Source organism: Kitasatospora sp. NPDC127035 (assembly GCF_042726075.1).
Lineage (GTDB): Bacteria > Actinomycetota > Actinomycetes > Streptomycetales > Streptomycetaceae > Kitasatospora.
In genome coordinates this window covers 1-16345 of record NZ_JBHXDN010000021.1, presented here as the reverse complement: position 1 = coordinate 16345, position 16345 = coordinate 1, and the positions used below count along the sequence as shown (strand labels likewise).

Genomic DNA, 16345 nt, shown 5'->3' with positions numbered 1-16345 from the left:
CAAGAGTCCCCGACCGGCGAGTTCAGTCCAGGTCCGAGCCCTGCGGCCCGTCCCCGTGCGGTTCGGCCGCGAGCTGCCCGAGCGGGACCGGGCAGGAGAACGGGCGGCTGTCCGGCCGCACCTCCTCCTCGCCGATACCGGCACCGGCACCGGCGCCACCACCGGCACCGGCGAGGCAGGCCACCGCCGGACCGCACATCCGGCCCTGGCACCAGCCCATCCCGGCCCTGGTCAGCAGCTTCACGGTGCGGGCGTCTCCCGCGCCCAGCTCCTCCACCGCCTCCCGGATGACACCGGCCGGCACCTCCTCGCAGCGGCAGACGTCGGTGTCCGGCCGCAGCCAGCCGGTCCAGCCCGGGCCGGGCCGGTGGGAGGCGGCCATCAGCTCGGCGAAGGCCCGCAGCCGGGTCCGCCGCCGCAGCAGCGCGGTGCGCACCGGACGGTCCGCCACCGCGTGCGCGGCCAGCTCGCCCTCCGCGATCGCGAGGTCGGCGCCGCCGACGCCGCAGGCCTCGCCGGCCGCCCAGAGGCCGGGCACGGTGGTCCGCAGCCGGGCGTCGACCGTGAGCGCGGCGGTCCCGTCGGGGGTGGTCCGGGTCGCCGCCCCCAGTTCGGTGGCCAGCTCGATCTGCGGCAGCAGCCCGTGGCCGACGGCGAGCGCGTCGCACGCGATCCGCCGCTCCGTGCCGGGCACCGGCCGCCACTCGGCATCCAGCCGGGCCACCGTGACGGCGGTGACCCGGTCGGTGCCGTGCGCCTCGACCACCGCGCTGCTGCGGCGCAGCCGAACGCCGTGCCGCAGCAGTGCGGAACCGTGCCCGGCGCCCTCGACCAGCTTGGCCGGGACGGCGGCCAGCACACCGGGGCGCCGGGCGTAGCCGAGGTAGTTCGTGGCCTCGACCACCGCGGGCACCTCGGCCCCGGCGGTGACGAGCGAGGACGCCGCGGCGAGCAGCAGCGGACCGCTGCCGGCCACCACGATCCGCCGGCCGGGCAGGACCAGACCGGCCTTGAGCATGGCCTGCGCACCACCGGCGGTGACCACTCCGGGCAGCGTCCAGCCCGGGAAGGGGAGCTGCCGCTCGTAGGCGCCGGTCGCGAGCAGCACGGCCGCGGACCGGACGGTGGCCCGGTCGTCGGCGGCGGGTCCGGTGGTGGCGTGCAGCCGCCAGTCCCGGTCCCCCGCCCGCTCCAGCGCCCAGACCTGGTGGCCGGCCAGCAGCTCGACCCGCCCGGCCGCCCGGTGGGCGTCGAGCCGGTCGGCGAGGCCGGTGTAGACGGACCAGCCGTGGTGCAGCCGGTCCGGCCGGGCGGCGCCGAGGCCGGGCGCGGGGTGGCGGTAGTACTGGCCACCGGTGCGCTCTCCCGCGTCGAGCAGGGCGCAGCGCAGCCCGAGGTCAGCGGCGGTCACGGCGGCGGCCAGGCCGGCCGGCCCGGCCCCGATCACCGCGAGGTCGTACGGCGCCCGCGCGGCTTCGGCGGGTCCGGTGCCCGCGGGGGATCCCGCGGCTCCGGCGGACTCAGACGGCGAGGTCGGCACGGCCGTGGCCCTCCTGGGTGGTGACGGTGGTGCCGGGCTCGGCCGGCAGCAGGCAGGTGCGCCGGTTGGGCTGCCCGTCGACGGTGGCCAGGCAGTCGTAGCAGACGCCGATCCCGCAGAACGCCCCGCGCGGCTTCCCGCCGACCCGGGTGGTGCGCCAGGCGAGCACGCCGTCGGCCCAGAGCGCGGCGGCGATCGTCTGCCCGGGCAGTGCGGGCACGGACCGGCCGTCGAACTCGATGGTGTGCGCGGGCCCGGGTTCGGCCCGGACCAGGTCGGCGGGGGTACGGCGCATGGGTGGGGTTCTCCGTTCAGCTCATCCTGGGGCGCGCGAGCGCCGTCGTCCCGGTGCGTGCGGGCACCGTGCGGATTGCGGTCAGCGCTCCGCGCAGGTCACGAGGGGCCGCCGTCGACCGGGAAGCGGTCGGCGCGGAACGGCGTGAGGTCCAGTTCGGGTCCCTTGCCGACGAGCTGCTGGGCGATCAGCAGCCCGGTGGCCGGGGCCAGCCCGATGCCCGCGCCCTCGTGGCCGCAGGCGTGGTAGAGCCCGGGCACCCGCGGATCGGCGCCGATCGCGGGCAGGTGGTCCGGCAGGTACGGACGGAACCCCCGGTAGGCGCGCATCACGCTCACTCCGGCCAGCACCGGGAAGAGCGCCGCCGCCTGCACGGCCAGCCGGTGGAGCACCTCCACCGAGAGCGTCCGGTCGAAGCCGACCCGCTCCCGGCTGGCGCCGATCAGCACCGGCCCGCCCGGGGTCCCCTCGACCACGGCCGAGGTCTGCAGCGCGGCCGATCCGCTGGCCACGTCGGCGACGTAGTCGGCGGCGTACACCTTGCGCCGGACGATCCGCGGCAGCGGCTCGGTCACCAGCACGAAGCCGCGCCGGGGCAGCACCGGGAGGTGGACGCCGGCCAGCGAGGCCAGCTCGCCGCCCCAGGTGCCGGCGGCGTTGACCACCGCGGGCGCGTCCAGTCGCCGCCGGTCGGTCTCGACGCCGCGCACGGTGCCGTCGGCCGCCAGACGCACCGCCCGGACGGTCTCGCCGGTGTACAGCCGGGCGCCGGCCGCCCGGGCGGCCCGCAGCAGGTGGGCGGCGGCCAGCGCGGGCTGGACCTGGGCGTCCTGCGGGTACAGGAACCCGCCGGCCAGTCCGGGCGCGAGGTGCGGTTCCAGCTCCCGCAGCCGCTCGCCGGGGATCTCCTCGGAGGTGACGCCCACGGCGGTCTGCTCGGCGGCGAAGGCGCGCAGCGCGTCCTGCCGGGCCGGCGTGGAGGCGACCACGAGCCCGCCCTTGGGCTCGTACTCGACGGCGGTGCCGAGCTCCTCGGCGATCTCGCGCCAGAGCCGGGTGGAGTACAGGGCGAGGTCGAGCTCGGGACCGGGCTCCTTGTCGGAGACCAGCAGGTTGCCCTCGCCGGCGCCGGTGGTTCCGCCCGCGACCGGGCCGCGGTCGACGACGGCGACCGCGAGGCCGGCGGACGCGGCGTAGTACGCGCAGGCGGCGCCGACGACACCGGCGCCGACCACCACGACGTCGGGGAGGAGTCTCTGGGAGTGGGGCACGGCAGTAATATGTCACATGCCATGCATCGTGCCAAGACCGCCCGCCCCGCCGCGCCGGGAGCGGACCGCCCGCGAAAAAGCCCCGACCCGCCGCGATGCGGCAGGTCGGGGCTTCCGGGACGCTCGGCCCGGTCGGATCAGGTGATGTCGTCCATCTGCTCCTGCCGGGCCGCGGGCACCGACGCGGAGGCGGTCGGCGTGCCGGAGGCCTCGATCGCCTCGGCCCCGGAGACCGGCGCCACCGTGAGGTCGACGTGGGACGCCTCCTCGTCGCTCAGCTCCAGGTCCGGGTTGCGGCGGGCCCGGCGACGGTCGTTGATCATCGCGATACCCACCGCGACGAAGTACAGCGCCCAGATCGGCGCGGCCAGCGCCAGCATGCTCAGCGGGTCCGCACTCGGGGTGGCGAAGGCCGCGAAGACGGTGATGCCCATCACCATGCCGCGCCACCAGCCGAGCAGCCGCTTACCGGTGACGACGCCCACCAGGTTGAGCATCACCAGCAGCAGCGGGAACTCGAAGGCCAGGCCGAATACCAGCACCAGCCTGGTCGCGATGTCGAAGTAGTCCGCGGGCGGCAGGATCGGCGTGGTGTCGTTCGGGGTGAACGAGATCAGCACCTCGACGGTCATCGGCAGCAGCAGGATCGCCAGCCCGACACCCGCCAGGAACAGCGGCGCACCGCACACCATGAAGATGACCGTGTACTTGCGCTCGTGCTTGTGCAGGCCGGGCGCCACGAACGCCCAGAGCTGGTACAGCCAGACCGGCACGGTGGCGACCACACCCGCCGTCAGGGCGACCTTCAGCATCCAGTTGAAGCCCGCGGTCAGGCCGATGGTGGAGACCTGTGCGCAACGGCCCTCGGATTCGAGGATGACCTCGGGGGTGCACTGCGGCAGGGGCTTGAGCAGGAACGACTCGATCTGCTTGTGGTAGATCAGCGCGACGATCGTGAACACCACGATCGCCAGGACCGACTTGACCACGCGGTTCCGCAGTTCCCGCAGGTGGTCGGCGAGGGCCATCCGCCCCTCGGGATCCTTGGGCGCCTTCTGCGCCTTGGTGAGCTTGCTCAACCCCGGTCCTCAACTCGTGCGTCGAGGCCCGCCGGTCGGCGGGCCTCCAGTGGTCGCGTGCGTCGCGTGCCTCGCGTGCGCGTCTTCACGGCGGGACGTGTTCAGTGCGCCCGGCCGCCGTCGGACGCGGCAGCACCGGCGGACCGTCCCGAGGGCTGCTCGCTCACCGGCCGGGAGGTCGCGGACGCCCCCGGCGCGGACTGGATGGTCTTCGCGGCGACGTCGTCGGCCACCGCCGGCGCGGGCGGGGCCGAGGCGTCCGCCGCCCCCTCCGAACGCATCGCCTGGGTCTCGCTCTTCAGGATCCGCATCGACTTGCCGAGCGAACGCGCCAGGTCGGGCAGGCGCTTGGCCCCGAAGAGGAGAATGGCAAGGACCACGACCACCAGAATCGCGATCGGCGAGATCCGCATGCTCGACCACCTTCAGTCTCGGCGGCACCGGCGGGCCGCCCGCTGCGGGGATGGTAACCGCTGCGGATGACACCGTGACGACGGCCGCCCGAACAGGACAGCGGCCCCCTCGCACTCAGGAGCCTGCTGAGAGCGTAACGCGCCGGTACCCCCGTACAGCAGCCCCCCGGCACCCCCGACCGCCGATCCCGGCAGGTCGGCCCGGTCCGGAAGAGGTCGGACGACCGCGGGCGGGGCCGGGCGGACGGCGCGGAGCGGAGCGGACGGACCGGACGGGAGCCGGCACCGCCGCCGGGAGGGCGCCGGGGCCGATCCGCGACGGCGCGGGGTCAGGAACGTCCCGGCGCCGAGGCCGCGAGGTCGCCGGCCGCCTCGGCGAGCGCCCGGGAGGCGGTGTCCACTCCCTCGGCCAGCGCCCGCACGTCCAGCCAGAGCCGGACCGCGAGGACGCCGAGCACCAGCAGGCCGGCGGTGGCGACGAGGACGGCGGCGACGAGCATCCAGGACATGGCCCCACCCTATCCGCCGCCGCGGGCCGCGCCTCCCCCGCTCGGCCCCGCCCCGCCGCCCGCTCAGCCCTCGGCCGGCATCAGCCGCATGGTGCGCACCCCGGCCACGGTCAGCGCCGCGACGATCTTCTCCCCCGCGGGCTTGCGCACGGCCGCCCCGCAGAGCGGGCAGCCGAAGCTGTAGTGCGCCTGGGCCGGGGTCCGGCCGAACGTGAGGCGGAACTGCTCGGCGGGCAGCTCGACCTTCTCCCGGCACTCCGAGCAGTAGACCTTGAATCTGGTACCGGCGGGCTCCACGGCTCAGACCAGCCCCTCCCCGTAGTGGGCCAAGGCCTCCAGCGCCGCCGCCCGTGCCTGCCCGGCGAGCTCCGGCGGGGAGACGATCCGCCCGTCCCGGCCCAGCCGCAGCGCCAGCGGGCGCAGCTGCGAGGGGTCGGCGCTGCGCAGGGTGATCCGCAGCCCGCCGTCGGGCAGCTCCTCGGCCCGGTCGTGGGTGTAGTACTCGGCGACCCAGCGACCGCCGGAGGACACCTCGACCACCACCTCGGGGTCGTCGGCCGAGGGGTTGACCAGCCCCCCGGAGAGGTCGCGCGGCTCCCGCTTGGGCGGATCGGCGGGGACGTCCAGCACCCGGATCTCGGCGACCCGGTCGAGCCGGAACATCCGGTGGTCCTCGGAGGTCCGGCACCAGGCCTCCAGGTAGGTGTGGCCCTCGGTGAGCAGCCGGATCGGGTCGACCTCGCGCTCGGTCATGCCACCGCGCCCGTGCGAGTAGTAGCGCAGCCAGAGCCGTCGGCCCTCGCTGAGCGCGCGGTCGATGTCGGCGAAGACGTGGCTCTCGGCCTCGAAGGTGACGCCGACCCGGGCGCTGCCCTCGGCGTTCTCCCCGGCCGCGTTCTCGATCTTGGCGACGGCCCGGGTGAGCGCCTCCCGGTCACCGGCCCGCAGGCCGGGCAGCCCGGCCACCGCGCGGGCGGCGACCAGCAGGGCGGTCGCCTCGTCGGCGGCCAGCCGCAGCGGCTGCGCGACGTCGTCGACGTTGTGCCACCAGATCCGCTCGCCGTCGGTGTCGATGTCGAGCAGGTCGCCGCCGCGGAAGCTGGTGCCGCACATCGGGAGCACGTTGAGGTCGCCGATCAGCTCGCGCTCGGTGATGCCGAACGCACGGGCGACCTCGGCCACCTCCGCGCCGGGGCGCTCGCGCAGGTAGGTGACCAGCGAGAGCATCCGCCGGGTCTGGTCGATCGCGTTGCTCATGCCCGCACACCCTCCACCACAGTGCCGGCCACCGCGCGCAGCCGGTCGATCACGTCGGCCCGCAGCTCCTCCGGCCCGACCACCAGGACGTCCGGCCCGAACTCCGCCAGGTCGGCGCCGAGCCCGTTGCCGTACGGGATCTCCAGCTCGTCCCAGCCCTCGTCGGACCGCCGGGTGGAGAGCGCCTTGGTGCGCAGCGGGAACCCGGCGCCGCGGCGGATCCTCACCACGGCCGTGGCCGTGGCCCCTTCGCCGGCGAACTTGGCGACGGTGGCCCGGACGTCCACGTGCTCGGGCACGGTGCCCAGGAAGGCGCCGGAGCGGGCGCGGATCTTGCCGGTGATCCGGCTGAGCCGGAAGACCCGGGCGTCCTCGCGGTCGCGGTCCCAGCCCGCCAGGTACCAGTGGCCGCGCCAGCACTCCAGGGCCCACGGCTCGACGCTGCGCTGCTCGGCGGCGGCGGCCCCGGCCTTGCGGTACTCGAAGGTGACCGGGCGGCGGTCGCGGGCGGCGGTGAGCAGCGGCTCGAACGCGGCCTCCCGGGCCGGGATCCGCGGCTCCAGGGCCGGCCGGCCCTCGGTCTCGGTGAACGGGACGCCGGCCGCGCGGAGCTTCTGCAGCGCGCCGCTGGCGGCGCCGGACATCTTGGCCTGCTGCCAGACGCGTGCCGCGAGGGTGAGCGCGGCGGCCTCCTCGGCGTCGAGGGCGATCTCCGGCAGCCGGTTGCGGTCGGCGCGGGCGAGGTAGCCGAGCTCGCCGTCGAGGGCGTTCTCGTCGACGTCGATGACCAGTCCGAGCTCGCGCAGGTCGTCCTTGTCCCGCTCGAACATCCGGTTGAAGGCTTCCTCGCTGCTGTTCTGCCAGGCCTCGCGATACGCCTCGATGGATTCCCGCAGCTCCTTCTTGGAGAGCGGACGTCTGGTGTTCATCAGGCACAGGGCGAGATTCATCAGCCGCTCTGCCTTGGCGATCGCCATCGCTGACCCTTCCGGTGTGCCGCGCCGCGCGCGGGGTGTGCCCGCCGGGCCGTCGTGGGACCCGGCGGGACCGACCGTACCGGTAGCGGTACGCAGTGCAAAAGCCGAGTCCGGAAACGCGTGGGGCCGCACCCCGTTCCCGGGGTGCGGCCCTGCGTCACGACCGGTTTCAGACGCCGATCAGGTCGACCACGAAGATCAGGGTCGAGCCCGCCGGAATGGCCGGGGTCGGCGACTGGTTGCCGTAGCCCAGGTGCGGCGGGATGACCAGCTCGCGACGGCCGCCGACCTTCATGCCGGCGACGCCCTGGTCCCAGCCCTTGATGACGCGGCCGCCACCGAGCGGGAACTTGAACGTCGAGCCGCGGTTCCAGCTGGCGTCGAACTCCTCGCCGGTCGCGAAGGTCACGCCGACGTAGTGGACCTCGACGACCTGGCCGGGCTTGGCCTCCTCGCCGGTGCCGACGACGATGTCGCGGATCTTGAGCTCGGCCGGCGGGTCGCCGACCGGGAAGTCGATCTCAGGCTTGCTCACTGTGCCTCTTCTCACGGTTGGTTCGGTCCATGACCAAGCGGCGGGCGCCCGCACCCCCGGTCCGTTCCCGGACCACGGTACGGGCGCCCGCCGCCCGTCCGGGCACGGGCCACGCGGCCCGGCCCGAAGGTCACACGCACACCATTGTCACCCGAAAGTGGATCAGCCCTGACCGGCGTCGAGAATGTCGACGACGAAGACCAGCGTGGAGTTGGCCGGGATGTCGCCCTGGGCCTGGTCCTTGTAGCCGAGCGACGCCGGGATGACCAGCTCGACGCGGCTGCCGATGGTCTGGCCCTCCAGGCCCTGGTCCCAACCGGCGATGACCTGGCCGCCGCCGAGCGGGAAGGAGAACGCCTGGCCCTTGCTGAGCGAGGAGTCGAAGACCTTGCCGTCCTTGAACAGCGCGCCGGTGTACTGGACGAGGATCTTCTCGCCCTTCTCGACCTTGCGGCCCTCGCCCTTGATCAGGACGTGGGACTTCAGCTCGGTCGGGTCGGCCGCGCCGGCCACCGGCGTGATGTCGGCCGGCTTCTTGCCGTTGTCCTTGACCTGCGGGAAGTCCGCGGGCGGCGGGGTCACGGTGCCGCTGACCACGGCGTCCGGGGCGTTGCTGTTGCGGATGTCGATGACGAAGATCAGGTTGTCCTTCGCCCCGATCGACATGCTCGGGTTGCCCTGCGCCCCGAAGGCGGCGGCCGGCGGGGCCACCACCAGCAGCCGGCTGCCGGCCTTCTTGCCGACCACGGCCTGGTCGAGCGCCGGGATCAGCGCGTCGGTGCCGGCCTGGAAGATCTGCGGCTTGCCCTTCTCGTCGTACGAGGAGGGGATGTCCTTGCCGGTGTTCCAGTCCTTGCCGGTGTAGTCGACCGAGGTCCAGGAGTTCTTCTCGACCTTGGGGCCGGTGCCCTCGGTGAGGACCTTGACCACGAAGTTGCCGTCCGACTGGTCGGCGGGCACCTCGATGGTGGCCTTCTTGCCGAAATCGCCGGTGACCGTCGGCAGCACCTTGGCGGTGTCCTTGATCGGCGGGACCGGGTCGGCGGTCGGCGTGGCCGGGGCGCTCTTGGCGGCGTCCGGCTTGGCGGCGGCGCTGTCCGACGAGTCGTCGTCCTTGTTCACCAGGTACAGCGTCACGGCGCTGCCGATCAGCAGCACGGACAGCACGGTGCCGAGGATCACGCCCAGCTTGCCGACGTTCCCCGGGTTCTCGTCGTACCCGGCCTCGGAGGTGTCCTGGCGGCGCACGGTCGACGCGAAGATCTGCGGGGTCTCGTCGGTCTTCGTCGCGCCCGTCGGCCGCGGGGCATCGCCGGGCTGGGCCCAGCCGGCCTGCTGCTTCAGGATCGACGGCGGTACGACGATCGACTCGCCGTCGCCCGGAAGCGGGCCGCCGGGCCGCGAGTCTGCCGGGTCACCGGCGGAGTTTCCGTTCGCGGTGCCGGCTCCGCCCGGGCTCGACGCTTTCTCAGACATGACTCCCCATCCATCTCGCCACGAGGTCTTCGAGGTCTACGGCCGGCGTGGTGGGCGCCGGAGTGCTGTCGCACTGCACGCCCGGACCCCGGACGCCGGCGGCGCCTACCACAGTGCGAGGGCAGTATGACAGGTCAGGATGAGGGCGGGCGCTTCCCTGTGCGAGCGCCCGCCCAAGCGTACGGAATCGCCGCGGCCTTTCCCAGGCCGCGGCGGAGGCTACACGGCCTCCAGGATGTCGATCACGAAGACCAGCGTCGAGTTCGGCGGCACCGCGCCCTGCGCCTGGTCCTTGTAGCCCAGGGCCGGCGGCACCACCAGTTCGACCCGGCTGCCGACGGTCTGGCCCACCAGGCCCTTGTCCCAGCCCTCGATCACACTGCCGGTGCCGATCTGCAGCGCCTGGGCACCCCCGTGGCTCCAGGAGGAGTCGAACTGCTGGCCGTTGCTCCACAGCACCCCGGTGTACTGCACCACCAGGGTCTGTCCCTCCTTCACCTGCTTGCCCTCGCCCTTGATCAGCACCGCCTGCTGGAGCTCGGTCGGCGGGGCCTGCCCCGGCGGCACGGTGATCGTCACCGCGGCCTTGCCGTTGTCCTTGACCTGCGGCATGGTCGCCGGCGGCGGCGTCATGGTGCCGGAGAGCGTGGCGTCCGGCGGCAGGCTCTCCATGATGTCCAGTACGAAGACCACAGTGTCCCCCGGTCCCACCCCGAGCTGGGTGCTGCCCTGGGTGCCGAAGGCGGCGGCCGGCGGGGCCACCACGAGCAGCCGGCTGCCGACCTTCTTGCCGATCACGCTCTGGTCGAAGGCGGGCACCAGCTGCCCGCTGCCGGCCTGGTAGAGCTGCGGCTTGCCGCCCGCGTCGTACGAGCTGGGCAGGTCCTTGCCGGACGACCAGTCCTTCGCGGTGTAGTTGACCGTGACCCAGTCGCCCTTGTTGACCGTCGACCGGTCGCCCTCGCTGACGGTGTTCACCACGAACTGGCCGCTCGGCTGGCCCTCGGGGAGGGTGATGGTGGCCTTGCTCCCGAACCCGCCGCCGGACAGCGTCGGCATCGGCGAAGCCTCGTTCACCGGGGTCGGCACGGTGGGGGCGACACTGGGCGACGCCGTGGGCGTGGCCGGGCTGGCGGGTCGGGTGGAGCTGCTGCAGGCCACCGCCAGCAGCAGGGGCAGGGTGAGAAGCAACCCGGCGGTGCGGCGCACGGTGTTCCTAACTGTCGGTCAAAGTCGGCTCTCCGGACTCGACGGACAGCGTATTCCCCGACGGTGCCCGGCCCCGGTAGACACCACCGGGCCCGGGCGCCGCAAAGATCACACCGGCGGGGGACGCCGCACCCCGGCGGCGCCCCCGTTCACCTCACCGCCCCGCGCTCACATCCCCGCGATGAGCTTCTCCACCCGCTCGTCGACCGACCGGAACGGGTCCTTGCACAGCACCGTCCGCTGCGCCTGGTCGTTCAGCTTCAGGTGCACCCAGTCGACGGTGAAGTCGCGGCGCTGCTCCTGCGCCCGGCGGATGAAGTCCCCGCGCAGCCGGGCCCGGGTGGTCTGCGGCGGGATCGACTTGGCCTCGAAGGTCTTGAGGTCGGTGGTCACCCGGAGCGCCTGGTTCTTGGCCTGGAGCAGGTAGAACAGGCCCCGCCGGCGGTGGATGTCGTGGTAGGCGAGGTCGATCTGGGCGACCCGCGGGTTGCTCATGCTCATCTGGTGCTTCTCGCGGTAGCGCTCGATGAGCTTGTACTTCATGATCCAGTCGATCTCGGTGGCCACGTCGTCCAGCCGCTCGGTCTTCACGGCCTCCAGGGTGCGGCCCCACAGCTCCAGGACGCGCGCGATGGTGCCGGTGTTGATGCCCTTGCGGTCGGCGAACTCCAGCGCCTTCGTGTAGTACTCCTCCTGGATGTCCAGCGCGCTGGCCTCCCGGCCGTTGGCCAGCCGGACCTGGTGGGTCCCGGTGAGGTCGTGGCTGACCTCGCGGATCGCCCGGATCGGGTTCTCCAGGGTGAGGTCGCGCATCACCACGCCGGCCTCGATCAGCCGGAGCACCAGGTCGGTGGAGCCGACCTTGAGCAGGGTGGTGGTCTCGGACATGTTGGAGTCGCCCACGATGACGTGCAGGCGCCGGTACCGCTCGGCGTCGGCGTGCGGCTCGTCGCGGGTGTTGATGATCGGACGGGAGCGGGTGGTCGCCGAGCTGACGCCCTCCCAGATGTGCTCGGCCCGCTGGCTGACGCAGTAGACCGCGCCGCGCGGGGTCTGCAGCACCTTGCCGGCGCCGCAGATCAGCTGCCGGGTCACCAGGAACGGGATCAGCACGTCGGCCAGCCGGGAGAACTCGCCGTGCCGGGCCACCAGGTAGTTCTCGTGGCAGCCGTAGGAGTTGCCCGCCGAGTCGGTGTTGTTCTTGAAGAGGTAGACGTCCCCCGCGATGCCCTCCTCGTGCAGCCGCCGCTCGGCGTCGACCAGGAGTCCTTCGAGGATGCGCTCGCCCGCCTTGTCGTGCGTCACCAGCTCGACGACGTCGTCGCACTCGGGGGTGGCGTACTCGGGGTGGGATCCGACGTCGAGGTAGAGGCGGGCACCGTTGCGCAGGAACACGTTGCTGCTGCGGCCCCAGGAGACTACGCGGCGGAAGAGGTACCGGGCCACCTCGTCCGGGGACAGCCTGCGCTGCCCGCGGAACGTACAGGTGACGCCGTACTCGTTCTCCAGCCCGAAAATTCGGCGGTCCATGGGCCATCCATTCTCTGATGGGAGCTGTCCGAAACCGCCTCCGCGGCGCCGTCCGGGCCGCCGCAGGGGCACCGGGGTCCCTGCGCCGGTCGTTCGCCGGCCGCCGCGGGGACCCCGCAGGCACTACTGGTCGGAGGCGGCCGGCGGGGTGGCCGCCGGCTTCTCCTCGTCGTCGGTCTCGGCGGACTCGTCGCCGTCGAGGAGCCGGGCGAGCTGGCCGCCCAGGATCCGCTTGAACTTGCGCTGCTGGAAGCGCTGGCGGTCCAGCACCGCCACCTCCAGCTGCTCGGGGGTGAGGGTGCGCGGGCTGCCGCCGTTGGGGTCGCGGGCGAGCGAGTCCACGGCCACCTTCACCGCGTCGGTGAGCGAGAGCCCGGTGCGGTGGCGCTGGCCCAGGTAGTTGCCGATGGAGTCGGCGTTGCCGCCGACCACCACGTAGTTCTGCTCGTCGACGACCGAGCCGTCCGGGGTGAGCCGGTAGATCTGGTCCTCGTCGGTGGTGCGGCCGACCTCGGCCACGATGAGCTCCACCTCGTAGGGCTTCTCGCCGACCGAGGAGAAGATGGTGCCGAGCGTCTGGGCGTAGACGTTGGCCAGACCCCGCGCGGTGACGTCGGCCCGGTCGTAGGAGTAACCGCGCAGGTCGGCGTAGCGGACGCCGCCGATGCGCAGGTTCTCGAACTCGTTGTAGCGGCCGACCGCGGCGAAGGCGATCTTGTCGTAGATCTCGGAGACCTTGTGGAGCGCCCGGGAGGTGTTCTCGGCGACGAAGACGATGCCGTCGGCGTAGGTGAGCACGACCACGCTGCGACCGCGCGCGATGCCCTTGCGGGCGTACTCGGCGCGGTCCGCCATGGCCTGCTGGGGCGAGACGTAGAACGGTGTCGACACCGGCGGTCGTCCCTTCCTTGGTAGGTGTGGCGCGGCTAGAGCAGCGGGGCCTGCGGGCCGTTGGGGCGGCCCAGGCGGTGGTCGGTGATGGAGACGACGATGTCGGAGACCTCGGCGTCGGTGAGCCGGCGGAAGCCGTCCTCGGTGATCAGCGACACGATCGGGAAGATCCTGCGGGCGAGGTCCGGGCCGCCGGTGGCGGAGTCGTCGTCGGCCGCGTCGTACAGGGCCTGGACGACGGCGGTGGAGGCCTGCTCGGCCGTGAGGTCGTCGCGGTAGAGCTTCTTCAGCGAACCGCGGGCGAAGACCGAGCCGGAACCGGTGGCGGCGAAGCCGCGCTCCTCGGAGCGGCCGCCGGTGACGTCGTAGTTGAAGATCCGGCCGCGGCCGAGGTCGAGGTCGTAGCCGGCGAAGAGCGGGACGACGGCCAGACCCTGCATCGCCATGCCCAGGTTGCCCCGGATCATGGTGGTGAGCCGGTTGGCCTTGCCCTCCAGCGAGAGCACGGTGCCCTCGATCTTCTCGTAGTGCTCCAGCTCCAGCTGGAACAGCCGGACCATCTCCACCGCGAGGCCGGCGGTGCCGGCGATGCCGACCGCGCTGTACTCGTCGGCCGGGAAGACCTTCTCGATGTCCCGCTGGGCGATCACGTTGCCCATGGTGGCCCGGCGGTCACCCGCGAGGACCACGCCGCCGTCGAACACCGCCGCGACGATGGTCGTCCCGTGCGGGGCCTGGACGATGCCTTCGGGCAGGCCGCGCCGGCCCGGGATCAGCTCCGGCTGGTGGTCGGCGAGGAAGTCGAGGAACGACGAGGACCCCGGGGTCAGGAAGGCAGCCGGTAGACGCCCGGTGCCACGAGTGTTGGCTTCCACACGATTCCTTCCAGGTAGCTTGAAGCGCGCGCTGCCCGCACCCTACCCGCCGGACGATCACTGTCCAGTGCGGCGGAGGGCCGGACCGGGGCGGACGGACGGCTCACGCCGCCCGCCCGCCGTTCTCGGTCGCAACCGCGAAATTCCGGAATACCCGCGGAGGGGTGCCGGGCTTACTGCCCGCCCTTTTGCACGAACTGCCGCACGAAATCCTCGGCGTTCGACTCCAGGACCTCGTCGATTTCGTCCAGAACGGCGTCGACGTCGTCGCTCAGCTTTTCCTGGCGTTCCTTGAGCTCGTCGGAATTCTGCGTTTCCGCGGCCTGCTCCTCGACCTCCTCGGAGGAGCGGTTCGCCCGCTGCTGGCCGCCGTCGGTGTCCTTGCTCGCCATTTCCCTCACCCCGCTCGATCGTCTGGCACGGTTTGGTCGTTGCTTGCTGCACCGACCCTATACACAAGGTGCGACTACCCGCTTCCGGTTTGCCGGGGCGCATCCTGTCCAACACCCGCTGCCACCCCGGATGATTCCCATTCGCCGGGAGTTCACCCGTGGTGATCGGAAAACTACCCGCCGGAGAGCACCCGGAGCAGGTCCTCCGCGGTGCGGCAGCGGTCCAGCAGCTCCTTGACGTGGTTCCGGGTGCCGCGCAGCGGCTCCAGGGTGGGAACCCGCTGGAGCGAGTCCCGCCCCGGCAGGTCGAAGATCACCGAGTCCCAGGAGGCGGCCGCGACGTGCTCCGCGTACTGGTCGAGGCACCGCCCGCGGAAGTACGCCCGGGTGTCCTCCGGCGGCTTGGTGACGGCCCGCGTGACCTCGTCCTCGGTGACCAGCCGGTCGAACCGCCCGCGGGCCACCAGACGGTTGTAGAGGCCCTTCTCGGGGCGCACGTCGCTGTACTGGAGGTCGACCAGCTGGAGCCGCGGACTGTCCCACTCCAGGGCGTCCCGGCTGCGGTAGCCCTCCAGGATCTCCCGCTTGGCGATCCAGTCCAGCTGGCGGGAGAGCGACATCGGATCGCGCTCCAGCCTCCCCAGCACGTCCTCCCAGCGCGCCAGCACGTCCACGGTCTGCTCGTCGGCGTCGGTGCCGAAACGGTCCTCGACGTACTTGCGGGCCAGCTCGAAGTACTCCAGCTGGAGCTGGACGGCGGTGAGCCGGCGCCCGCTGCGCAGCGTGATCAGGTGTTTGAGCGTGGGGTCGTGGGAGACCCGGTGCAGGGTGCGGACCGGCTGGTCGACGGCCAGGTCGGAGGCGATGAAGGCGTCCTCGATCATCGCCAGGACCAGGGAGGTGGTGCCGAGCTTGAGGTAGGTGGAGATCTCGGAGAGGTTGGCGTCCCCGATGATCACGTGCAGCCGGCGGTACTTCTCGGCATCGGCGTGCGGCTCGTCGCGGGTGTTGATGATCGGGCGCTTGAGGGTGGTCTCCAGGCCGACCTCGACCTCGAAGTAGTCGGCCCGCTGACTGATCTGGAAGCCGTTGGCCGAGCCGTCCTGCCCGATCCCCACCCGGCCGGCGCCGGTGACCACCTGGCGGGAGACGAAGAACGGGGTGAGGTGGCGGACGATGTCGGCGAACGGCGTCGCCCGCTTCATCAGGTAGTTCTCGTGGGTGCCGTAGGAGGCGCCCTTGTTGTCGGTGTTGTTCTTGTACAGGTGGATGTTCTGCCCGTTGGGCAGTTCCAGGGCGCGCTGTGCGGCGGCTGCCATGATCCGCTCGCCGGCCTTGTCCCAGAGCACGGCGTCGCGCGGGTTGGTCACCTCGGGCGAGCTGAACTCGGGGTGCGCGTGGTCCACGTAGAACCGCGCGCCGTTGGTGAGGATGATGTTGGCGAGGCCGATGTCCTCGTCGGTCAGCTGGCTGGCGTCCGCGACGTCCCGTGCGAGGTCGAAGCCCCTGGCGTCGCGCAGCGGATTCTCCTCCTCGAAGTCCCAGCGGGCCCGCCGTGCCCGGTGCATCGCCGCCGCGTACGCGTTGACGATCTGGGACGAGGTGAGCATGGCGTTGGCGTTGGGGTGCCCCGGCACGGAGATCCCGTACTCGGTCTCGATGCCCATCACGCGCCGTACGGTCATGCGGCCCTCCTTGCCCGGTGTACCGCCCCCGACGGGCGGAACACGCTGACGTACCGCTGTGCAACACCGGCGCCGGCCGTCTGCCTGCGAACGGTGGGTCGAGCCTAGAACGCGGCACCGACCGGCGGGCCCCGAGACGCGCCGTCCGGCTGCGGGGCCACGAGGCACCACAGCCGGACGGGGCGCGGGTTCCGGGACCGCCGACGGTCCGGACCGGATCGGTTACAGGTACTGCCCGGTGTTGGCGACAGTGTCGATCGAGCGGCCGGACTCGGCACCCTGCTTCCCGGTGACCAGGGTCCGGATGAAGACGATACGCTCGCCCTTCTTGCCGGAGATCCGGGCCCAGTCGTCCGGGTTGGTGGTGTTCGGCAGGTCCTCGTTCTCCTTGAACTCGTCCACGCAGGCGTT

Annotated in this window: 17 protein-coding genes and 2 pseudogenes; all 19 read right to left on the bottom strand. The window is 72.5% G+C overall.

What is annotated here, in order from left to right:
• Nucleotides 1-22: 22 nt before the first annotated feature.
• Nucleotides 23-1540, bottom strand: a complete 1518-nt coding sequence (locus ACFWIC_RS16965) for an NAD(P)/FAD-dependent oxidoreductase (RefSeq protein WP_380358794.1) — start codon at nt 1538-1540, stop codon at nt 23-25.
• Nucleotides 1521-1835: a (2Fe-2S)-binding protein gene (locus ACFWIC_RS16960; protein ID WP_329874983.1), complete on the bottom strand. Its 315-nt coding sequence runs from the start codon at nt 1833-1835 to the stop codon at nt 1521-1523. The genes ACFWIC_RS16965 and ACFWIC_RS16960 overlap by 20 nt, the downstream gene beginning before the upstream one ends.
• Nucleotides 1836-1933: 98 nt before the next feature.
• Nucleotides 1934-3106 carry an NAD(P)/FAD-dependent oxidoreductase gene (locus tag ACFWIC_RS16955; protein ID WP_380519181.1) on the bottom strand — a complete coding sequence of 391 codons (1173 nt, stop codon included), beginning with the start codon at nt 3104-3106 and terminating at the stop codon, nt 1934-1936.
• 137 nt (nt 3107-3243) lie between these two features.
• Nucleotides 3244-4134: a twin-arginine translocase subunit TatC gene (tatC, locus tag ACFWIC_RS16950; protein WP_380358810.1), complete on the bottom strand. Its 891-nt coding sequence runs from the start codon at nt 4132-4134 to the stop codon at nt 3244-3246.
• 152 nt (nt 4135-4286) lie between these two features.
• On the bottom strand, nt 4287-4598 hold the full coding sequence (tatA, locus tag ACFWIC_RS16945) for a Sec-independent protein translocase subunit TatA (RefSeq protein WP_329874977.1): 312 nt from the start codon (nt 4596-4598) through the stop codon (nt 4287-4289).
• Between the two features lie 329 nt (nt 4599-4927).
• Complete coding sequence (locus ACFWIC_RS16940; protein ID WP_329874975.1) at nt 4928-5107, bottom strand: hypothetical protein; 180 nt, start codon at nt 5105-5107, stop codon at nt 4928-4930.
• Between the two features lie 63 nt (nt 5108-5170).
• On the bottom strand, nt 5171-5404 hold the full coding sequence (locus ACFWIC_RS16935) for a hypothetical protein (protein ID WP_329874972.1): 234 nt from the start codon (nt 5402-5404) through the stop codon (nt 5171-5173).
• Between the two features lie 3 nt (nt 5405-5407).
• Entirely contained in the window at nt 5408-6364 is a 957-nt protein-coding gene (locus tag ACFWIC_RS16930; RefSeq protein ID WP_329949754.1) for a WYL domain-containing protein, read from the bottom strand.
• Entirely contained in the window at nt 6361-7341 is a 981-nt protein-coding gene (locus ACFWIC_RS16925; RefSeq protein ID WP_329949753.1) for a WYL domain-containing protein, read from the bottom strand. The genes ACFWIC_RS16930 and ACFWIC_RS16925 overlap by 4 nt, the downstream gene beginning before the upstream one ends.
• 169 nt (nt 7342-7510) lie before the next feature.
• Entirely contained in the window at nt 7511-7891 is a 381-nt protein-coding gene (locus ACFWIC_RS16920; protein WP_329874968.1) for an FKBP-type peptidyl-prolyl cis-trans isomerase, read from the bottom strand.
• Between the two features lie 147 nt (nt 7892-8038).
• On the bottom strand, nt 8039-9352 hold the full coding sequence (locus ACFWIC_RS16915; RefSeq protein WP_329874967.1) for an FKBP-type peptidyl-prolyl cis-trans isomerase: 1314 nt from the start codon (nt 9350-9352) through the stop codon (nt 8039-8041).
• Between the two features lie 219 nt (nt 9353-9571).
• Nucleotides 9572-10561 carry an FKBP-type peptidyl-prolyl cis-trans isomerase gene (locus ACFWIC_RS16910; protein WP_329874965.1) on the bottom strand — a complete coding sequence of 330 codons (990 nt, stop codon included), beginning with the start codon at nt 10559-10561 and terminating at the stop codon, nt 9572-9574.
• 168 nt (nt 10562-10729) lie between these two features.
• Nucleotides 10730-12091, bottom strand: a complete 1362-nt coding sequence (pafA, locus tag ACFWIC_RS16905; protein WP_329874963.1) for a Pup--protein ligase — start codon at nt 12089-12091, stop codon at nt 10730-10732.
• Nucleotides 12092-12214: 123 nt separating this feature from the next.
• Nucleotides 12215-12982 (bottom strand): proteasome subunit alpha, encoded by a 768-nt coding sequence (gene prcA / locus ACFWIC_RS16900; RefSeq protein WP_329874961.1) that lies wholly within the window; start codon nt 12980-12982, stop codon nt 12215-12217.
• 35 nt (nt 12983-13017) lie between these two features.
• Entirely contained in the window at nt 13018-13812 is a 795-nt protein-coding gene (prcB, locus tag ACFWIC_RS16895) for a proteasome subunit beta (protein ID WP_329875040.1), read from the bottom strand.
• Nucleotides 13809-13886: pseudogene (locus ACFWIC_RS16890) on the bottom strand (recombination endonuclease VII); the annotation flags it as partial. The gene prcB and the pseudogene ACFWIC_RS16890, both read right to left, overlap by 4 nt.
• Nucleotides 13887-14030: 144 nt before the next feature.
• Nucleotides 14031-14249 (bottom strand): ubiquitin-like protein Pup, encoded by a 219-nt coding sequence (locus ACFWIC_RS16885; RefSeq protein ID WP_329874959.1) that lies wholly within the window; start codon nt 14247-14249, stop codon nt 14031-14033.
• A gap of 173 nt (nt 14250-14422) precedes the next feature.
• Nucleotides 14423-15934, bottom strand: coding sequence for a depupylase/deamidase Dop (gene dop / locus ACFWIC_RS16880; protein WP_329949752.1), 1512 nt, complete (start codon nt 15932-15934; stop codon nt 14423-14425).
• Between the two features lie 222 nt (nt 15935-16156).
• Nucleotides 16157-16345 (bottom strand): annotated as a pseudogene (locus ACFWIC_RS16875) (proteasome ATPase); the annotation flags it as partial.

Bases quoted from the DNA above. Each gene is read 5' to 3' on its own strand.
- ACFWIC_RS16960 (WP_329874983.1), bottom strand. From the start codon at position 1,835: ATGCGCCGTACCCCCGCCGACCTGGTCCGGGCCGAACCCGGGCCCGCG.
- tatC (WP_380358810.1), bottom strand. From the start codon at position 4,134: ATGGCCCTCGCCGACCACCTGCGGGAACTGCGGAACCGCGTGGTCAAG.
- tatA (WP_329874977.1), bottom strand. From the start codon at position 4,598: ATGCGGATCTCGCCGATCGCGATTCTGGTGGTCGTGGTCCTTGCCATT.
- ACFWIC_RS16940 (WP_329874975.1), bottom strand. From the start codon at position 5,107: ATGTCCTGGATGCTCGTCGCCGCCGTCCTCGTCGCCACCGCCGGCCTG.
- ACFWIC_RS16930 (WP_329949754.1), bottom strand. From the start codon at position 6,364: ATGAGCAACGCGATCGACCAGACCCGGCGGATGCTCTCGCTGGTCACC.
- ACFWIC_RS16925 (WP_329949753.1), bottom strand. From the start codon at position 7,341: ATGGCGATCGCCAAGGCAGAGCGGCTGATGAATCTCGCCCTGTGCCTG.
- ACFWIC_RS16915 (WP_329874967.1), bottom strand. From the start codon at position 9,352: ATGTCTGAGAAAGCGTCGAGCCCGGGCGGAGCCGGCACCGCGAACGGA.
- pafA (WP_329874963.1), bottom strand. From the start codon at position 12,091: ATGGACCGCCGAATTTTCGGGCTGGAGAACGAGTACGGCGTCACCTGT.
- ACFWIC_RS16885 (WP_329874959.1), bottom strand. From the start codon at position 14,249: ATGGCGAGCAAGGACACCGACGGCGGCCAGCAGCGGGCGAACCGCTCC.
- dop (WP_329949752.1), bottom strand. From the start codon at position 15,934: ATGACCGTACGGCGCGTGATGGGCATCGAGACCGAGTACGGGATCTCC.